At 65.9% G+C, this 6,174-nt stretch carries 6 protein-coding genes; 3 read left to right on the forward strand and 3 right to left on the reverse strand.

Annotated features, from left to right (window positions below):
• Positions 1 to 130 precede the first annotated feature (130 nt).
• Positions 131 to 703, forward strand: a complete 573-nt coding sequence (locus tag ACLMAL_RS37760; protein WP_412003441.1) for an NADAR family protein — start codon at positions 131 to 133, stop codon at positions 701 to 703.
• Here the strand turns inward: ACLMAL_RS37760 and ACLMAL_RS37765 are convergent.
• The 3 genes from ACLMAL_RS37765 to ACLMAL_RS37775 all read right to left on the reverse strand — a co-directional run bounded on the left by ACLMAL_RS37765 (position 682) and on the right by ACLMAL_RS37775 (position 4,421).
• Positions 682 to 2,256 carry a hypothetical protein gene (locus ACLMAL_RS37765; RefSeq protein WP_412003442.1) on the reverse strand — a complete coding sequence of 525 codons (1,575 nt, stop codon included), beginning with the start codon at positions 2,254 to 2,256 and terminating at the stop codon, positions 682 to 684. The genes ACLMAL_RS37760 and ACLMAL_RS37765 overlap by 22 nt on opposite strands.
• Before the next feature lie 91 nt (positions 2,257 to 2,347).
• Positions 2,348 to 2,875 (reverse strand): hemerythrin domain-containing protein, encoded by a 528-nt coding sequence (locus ACLMAL_RS37770; protein ID WP_412003443.1) that lies wholly within the window; start codon positions 2,873 to 2,875, stop codon positions 2,348 to 2,350.
• A gap of 508 nt (positions 2,876 to 3,383) precedes the next feature.
• Positions 3,384 to 4,421 carry a hypothetical protein gene (locus ACLMAL_RS37775; protein WP_412003444.1) on the reverse strand — a complete coding sequence of 346 codons (1,038 nt, stop codon included), beginning with the start codon at positions 4,419 to 4,421 and terminating at the stop codon, positions 3,384 to 3,386.
• A gap of 54 nt (positions 4,422 to 4,475) precedes the next feature.
• On the opposite strand from ACLMAL_RS37775, the gene ACLMAL_RS37780 reads away from it, so the two are divergent.
• Together ACLMAL_RS37780 and ACLMAL_RS37785 are read left to right on the forward strand one after the other, a co-directional pair.
• Positions 4,476 to 4,904 (forward strand): MarR family winged helix-turn-helix transcriptional regulator, encoded by a 429-nt coding sequence (locus ACLMAL_RS37780; RefSeq protein WP_412003445.1) that lies wholly within the window; start codon positions 4,476 to 4,478, stop codon positions 4,902 to 4,904.
• Between the two features lie 82 nt (positions 4,905 to 4,986).
• Positions 4,987 to 6,084: a dihydrodipicolinate reductase gene (locus ACLMAL_RS37785; RefSeq protein WP_412003446.1), complete on the forward strand. Its 1,098-nt coding sequence runs from the start codon at positions 4,987 to 4,989 to the stop codon at positions 6,082 to 6,084.
• The last annotated feature ends 90 nt before the right edge of the window (positions 6,085 to 6,174 follow it).

Raw genomic sequence — 6,174 nt, forward strand, 5'->3', positions numbered from 1 at the left:
CCAACCTACGACACCGTGTCTCGGTGCGCGAACGAATTATCGGCCTATTGCATACGGGCAGCGGTGTTGCCCATCGGTGACCCGATAATCCGACCTGCGGCGGCGTTGCTGTTCGGGCACACTGTCTGGCATGCGCGTGCGGTCGGTTCCGGAGTTGATCAGCTATGCCGAGGGTGCGGGGCGGGTGAAGTACGTGCGGTTCTGGGGGCATCAGCCGCGGCAGGACGGCAGTGTCGGGCACGGCTGTTTCAGCCAGTGGTGGCCTGCGCCGTTCCAGGTCGACGGACTGAACTTCGCCACCGCCGAGCACTACATGATGTGGGGCAAGGCGATGTTGTTCGGGGATACCGATACTGCCGACCGGGTTGTGGCGGCGAGGCATCCGAAGCAGGCGAAGGAGCTGGGCCGACAGGTGCGTGGATTCAACGACATCATCTGGGCTGCACAACGTTTCGACATTGTGGTGGCCGGCAGTGTCGCGAAGTTCGGGCAGCACGAGCAGCTGAAGCAGTATCTGCTCGGGACGGGAGACCGGGTGCTGGTGGAAGCCAGTCCGGTGGACCGGATCTGGGGTATCGGGCTGGCCGCCGACGATCCACGGGCCGAGAACCCGGCGCATTGGCGCGGATTGAATCTGCTCGGGTTCGCCTTGATGGCGGCGCGCGACGAATTGCGGGTGGCTCAGCCGGAACTGACCGAATGATCGTTCTCGGCCGTGTGCTCCTCGGCGGCGCACGCGCGCCAGACCCTGGCCTCCGACGAATTGCCCTGGCGTTCCAGGAGTTCGGCGAGTCCGATCATCGCGCGGGACTCGCGGCGATCGGCGGCCGTACGCCACCAGTGTTCGGCCCCGGCGAGGTCGCCGCCGCGAAAACGGACAACGCCCAGGTCGTAGGCGGCACCGGCGTGGCCTGCTTCGGCCGCCTGCGCCCATAGGCTGCACGCCCCGTCCTCCTCGCCGCGGCTGTACATGGCGACGCCGAGATCGTAGAGGGCGGTGCGATATCGGGGTTCGGGCGCAGGTGCGGTCGTGACCGGGATGGGTGCGGTTTGCGTGGCAGGGTCTGGGAGGGCCGGGGTTTGCAGGGGTGAAGCTTGCGCGGCCGGGCTCGTCAGGGATGGCGCGTGCAGGGGTGGGCTTTGCAGAGTTGGGTACTGAGGAGGGGTGTTCAGCAGAAGCGGCTCGTGCTGGGAGTGGTTCTGTACGAACAGGTTCTGGGGAAGGAGGTCCTGCTGAGGCGAGACGTGCCGGGATGGGTTCTGCATAAGTAGGCCCTGCGGAGGCGGATCGTGCCGGGGTCGGTCGTGCGGGGGGCTTTGCAGGAGTGGGTTCTGCGGGAGGGGGTTCTGTAGGTGGACCTCGTGCTGCGGCGGGTTCTGCAGGTGGATGTCGTGCTGCGGCGGGTTCTGCGGGAGCGGGTTCTGTAGGGGGACCTCGTGCTGCAGCGGGTTCTGTAGGGGGCGGTCGTGCTGGGGTGGGTTCTGTGGAAGGGGGTCTTGCCGGGGTGGGTTGTATGGGGCGCTTTGCTGGGGCGCGTTCTGCGGGAGGGGGTTTTGCAGGCGCGGGTCGTGCTGGGGCGGGTTCTGCGGCAGAGGGTTTTGCTGCGGTGGGGTGTGCAAGGAGCTTTGAGGCAATGGGTTCTGCAGGAGTGGATCGGGTACGGGTGGGTGCTGCGGGAGCGGGGTGTGCGTGGGCGGGCTGTGGGTCGGCGGGCGCTGCGCGGGGGTGCTTTCGGGGACCATGGTGTCGGCGAGTGTTGTCTCGACCTCGACCACGAGGTTGGCGAAATTCGGTGGGCCTTCGCCGACGCTGCACCACAGCACGAGTCGGCCGCTCGGCGGTTGTTCGATCAGCATGCCGTAATTGCCCGAATACGACTGCTCGATTCCGAACGGGTCGACCCAGACCGGCGTCAGACTGAACAGGGCGCCGGGGTTGTTGGGGAACAGTTCGAAAGTGATGCCCGAGGCGAGAGCATCACTCCACACATCGACGCCGCCGAGTTGCCTGCCCGCGAGGCGGATATGGCCATCGGTCATCGACAGACCGATCCCGTGCCCGCGAAGTCCGGCCGGTGGTGCCGCCGACAGCAGTGTCATGCTGACCAAGATGGGTGCGGGTCCGACCTGCTCGGTATACATGGGATAGACCATGCTGCCGTTCCAGCGGATCGGATCGGCGGACTGGTAGCGGGCGGCCAGCGGTAGGTTGTCGGCCGAATTCCGCGCATGCCACTGTGAATACGGCTCAGTCATTCGCGCCCCGCCTTTCCACCGATGGTTGTCGCCCCCGTCCTGTGCGGTGTGGCGGGGTATACCGTACTCGGCGGGCCAGAAGGCCCGCGGCTCAATCCTCCGCTGGGGCGCATACCGTTACGCCGAAGAGTTGTTCGCCCGTCGAAGCAGTGATTTCGAGCGCGTCGAACGCCTCGACGAGTCGCCGCTCTTCCCACTGGAAGTGGGATTCGAGGATCGCGGCGAGGCCGTCGAGTTCGCGCTTGGCGGTGTCCACATTGTCCGGTCCAACCTCGGCGAGAAGCTGTTGCAGCCTGCGCAGGATGTCCGCGACGAGGTGATGATCGGCGCTGAGCTCGGCGAGCACCGGCGCCAGTTCCGGGAATTGGTTGCCAAGGGCAGGAAAGGCCGTGGTGTCCTCGCTGGAGTGGTGACGCGTCAAGGCCGCACAGAAGGCCGTGCAGTGTGTGCGAAGTTGCGTGGGCGGTACCTCGCCGCTCGCCAGGTAGCGGTCGAATTCAATACGGACACGGCGCAGTTCGGTGCGCAGGTCCTGGTGTACCTCGGTGAGTTCACGCCCGAGGGCGCGGACGCGGTCGACCGACCGGTTTGTTGCGGGCGCGGGAGTGTTGTCAGGCATGGGAAGTCCTTTGATCGAGGGAGAATCCGACCGATCGCAATAGATCGGCGGTATGTGGCCCGAAAAGCAGGCTCCGTTATGCGATATGGCCGGCGCCGAAGGCGCGGCTCGGCGTCACTGCGGACGCGAATGTGGACGCATGGCGGTCTCCTTGATCACGGCGCCTCCATGGCGACCGCCGTCCACTCGGCGGCGCCACGCGGCACGGTTCATGATTAGCACGACAGCAACTCGGCGATCAACCCGGTCACGCCAACGCGGATGCTCGATCGACTGTGGGCTGATGCAATCCGAAACGCACCGCCGGGCCTCGCCTGCGCTCATCGTGCCCGTCTCGATGGACGGAACCAGGGCTGGGCGAGTGCATATGTCTGTTACTTGCGGTTACAGATACTTTGTCTGCAGAAGAAGTGGGACAGCCCCCGGTGGCGAGCCTACTCAACACATTCGGCAGCCGATGCAGAACAGCATACCTTGCCGATGTCGATAGGTGCTGCGGCATCGGCGATCAGACACCGACCGCCTCCGCCATCTCTTCTTCGGCCTCTTGTCGAACGCTCGCCGGGTCGGTTTGCGCGACGATCGGGGACCAGCGCTTCTCGTGGCGGCCTGCCGCGACCAGGAGCGCCGCGCCCGCGGCGAGCCATAGGAACAGGCTCACCAGGCGTCCGTCCAAGCCGGCGCCGCCGTCGAAGTAGAGCAGGCTGCGTGCGCCCTCGACGAAACCCGCGCCGTTCCAGAAGCTGTGCAGCGCACCGAAGAATCCGCTCTGGAGTTCTGGGCGATAGATGCCGCCGGAGGTCGTGAAGTTGAGCATGACGAACAGGATCATCAGTACCAGCGTGGTCCAGCGCTTCAGGAAGGTATGCACTCCGATGCCGACCAGGACGATGCCCACGCAGTAGAGCCACGACAGCGCCCAGATCGCGGCGTAGTCGTGGTCGACCACATGGAATAGCGGTCCGGCGACGGTGATCCCGATGATGCTCACCGCCAGGGAGGTCGCCACACCGACGAGCGCCCGCACGCCGATCCGCAACCCGGTACCTGCTGCACCGATGGCCGCGACGCTGCCGTACGAGCCGACGCTCAATGCCACCAGTAGGAAGAAGATCCCCTGTGCGGTGGGGTCGCCGTTGGCGGGCGGCGCGACGTCGGTGACGGTCAGCGGCACGCCCTGTTGTCCGGCGACCTGTTTGAAAACCAGTTCGACGGCCATGGCGGTGGTGTCGGACCCGGCTTTCGCCACGACCAATTCGGGATGCTGTGCATCGGTGATATACGCGCCCGCCAACGTGCGGTCGCGCAACTGGGTAATGGCGTCCGCCCGGCTGGGCAAGGTCACCACTTCGAGGGCGTCGCCCGCCCTGTCCTTCATCGTCTGTGCGAGCACCTTCTCTTGCGGCGCGGTGCCGACGACGGCCACCTTCAGGTGGTTCGGCTCAGGCTGGTGGAACGCACCGAGGTAGGCCAGCGCCATGCCGAGGCACATCAGCAGCGGGGTGAGCAGGTGCAGGGCGACATGCCGAAGTTGGTGCGAAACCATGGGGGGACTCCATATGGTTGGTAAATACAACTATTATCGTTGTATCATACAACCATGCGAGAGACCACCCGCGCAGCGGCGATCCAGACCATTCAGCGCGAGCTCACCGCGTTCGCGCGTCGAGCCCGCGGCAAGGCTGCCGAGCTGCATCCCGAGCTGTCGCTGGTTGCCTTCAGCGTCCTCGACTTGATCATCGAGCGGGACGGCTGCCAGGCCGCCGACGTCGCCGATCACTTTCTGCTGGACAAATCCACGGTGAGCAGGCAGGTCGGTGCGCTGGAACGGCTCGGGTATCTCACCCGTGAGGTCGATCCCGGCAATCGGCGCAACTATCATCTGCGCCCGACGCCGGAGGGTCGTCGCATTGCGGGCGAGGCCGAACGGCTGCGTCGGGACGCGTTCACCGAGCGCTTCCTCGAGTGGGGCGACGACGATCTGCGGCGCCTCGCCGGATATTTGGCAAGATACAACGCCACGTCCTGACTGCTTTGCGCGAATTGCTCAGTCGCACTTCGACATTGCGCATATCCCGGACGCCGAACCAAGCGCTTGCTAGTCTCGGCCGATGATCCCCACGATCGTCTGGGGCACGGGCAATGTCGGCCGGTCGGCCATCCGTGCCGTCGAGGCCCATCCCGAGCTGGAACTGACGGGTGTGCTCGTACACAACCCGGAGAAGGTGGGCCGCGATGCGGGCACACTGGCCGGGCTCGACTACGAGATAGGTGTCGCGGCGTCCGATGACGTCGCTGCGACGCTGGCCGCGCGACCGCGCGCGGTCGTCTATGCGGCGTCGGGAGATATCCGGCCCGATGACGCGCTCGCCGACATCATCAGAGCCCTGCGTGCCGGTGCCGTTGTCGTCACGCCCGCGCTGTATGCGCTCTACGATCCGCGCAACGCTCCACCGGAACTTCGCGACCCGGTGCTGGCCGCGATTGCCGACGGCGGCGGTTCGCTCTTCGTCTCCGGGGTGGACCCCGGCTGGGGCAACGACGTGCTGCCGCTGTTGCTCAGCGGCCTCGGCCATACCGTCGAGGTGATCCGCTGCCAGGAGATCTTCGACTACTCGACCTACGACCAGCCCGATTCGGTCCGCTACCTGGTCGGTATGGGCCAGCCGATGGACTACCAGCCGCCGATGACCGCGCCGGGTATCCCGACAATGGTGTGGGGCGGGCAGATTCGATTGATGGCGCGGGCACTCGGTGTCGAACTCGACGAGATCCGTGAAACGTTGGACCGACGTGCCCTCGAATCCGCCGTCACAACAACGACCATGGGTGAATTCGGCGCAGGCACGCAGGGTGCGGTGCGGTTCGAGGTGCAGGGCGTCGTCGAAGGCGAGCCGCGCATCGTCATCGAGCACGTCACCCGCATCCATCCCTCCTGCGCACCGGACTGGCCGACACCACCCGACGGGGCGGGCGCGCACCGCGTGATCGTCGAAGGTCACCCCCGCATCGAGGTCACCATCGAAGCCGGCGACGAGGACGGCAACCGCGCCGCGGGCGGAAACGCCACTGCCGTTGGCAGATTGGTGAACGCCATCGACTGGCTGGTCGAGGCCGAACCAGGTCTCTACGACGCACTCGATGTCCCACTGCGCCCCGCGGTCGGCAAGCTCGGAAGGACTCTCAATGACCGTGTCAAGCCGTGGTGACCACCGATGCCGGGTTTTCGGCGCTGAATTCGCGTCCGTCGCGCAGCAGTGCCCACAAGACATCGACCAGCCGTCTGGCCAGCGCTAGCA

This window comes from Nocardia sp. CWNU-33, from assembly GCF_046764895.1.
In the GTDB taxonomy this organism is placed as follows: domain Bacteria; phylum Actinomycetota; class Actinomycetes; order Mycobacteriales; family Mycobacteriaceae; genus Nocardia.

What these genes read in the sequence shown, in the direction of transcription:
- ACLMAL_RS37780 (WP_412003445.1), top strand. Translation starts at nt 4,476, where the DNA reads ATGCGAGAGACCACCCGCGCAGCGGCGATCCAGACCATTCAGCGCGAG.
- ACLMAL_RS37770 (WP_412003443.1), bottom strand. Translation starts at nt 2,875, where the DNA reads ATGCCTGACAACACTCCCGCGCCCGCAACAAACCGGTCGGTCGACCGC.
- ACLMAL_RS37765 (WP_412003442.1), bottom strand. Translation starts at nt 2,256, where the DNA reads ATGACTGAGCCGTATTCACAGTGGCATGCGCGGAATTCGGCCGACAAC.
- ACLMAL_RS37785 (WP_412003446.1), top strand. Translation starts at nt 4,987, where the DNA reads ATGATCCCCACGATCGTCTGGGGCACGGGCAATGTCGGCCGGTCGGCC.
- ACLMAL_RS37775 (WP_412003444.1), bottom strand. Translation starts at nt 4,421, where the DNA reads ATGGTTTCGCACCAACTTCGGCATGTCGCCCTGCACCTGCTCACCCCG.
- ACLMAL_RS37760 (WP_412003441.1), top strand. Translation starts at nt 131, where the DNA reads ATGCGCGTGCGGTCGGTTCCGGAGTTGATCAGCTATGCCGAGGGTGCG.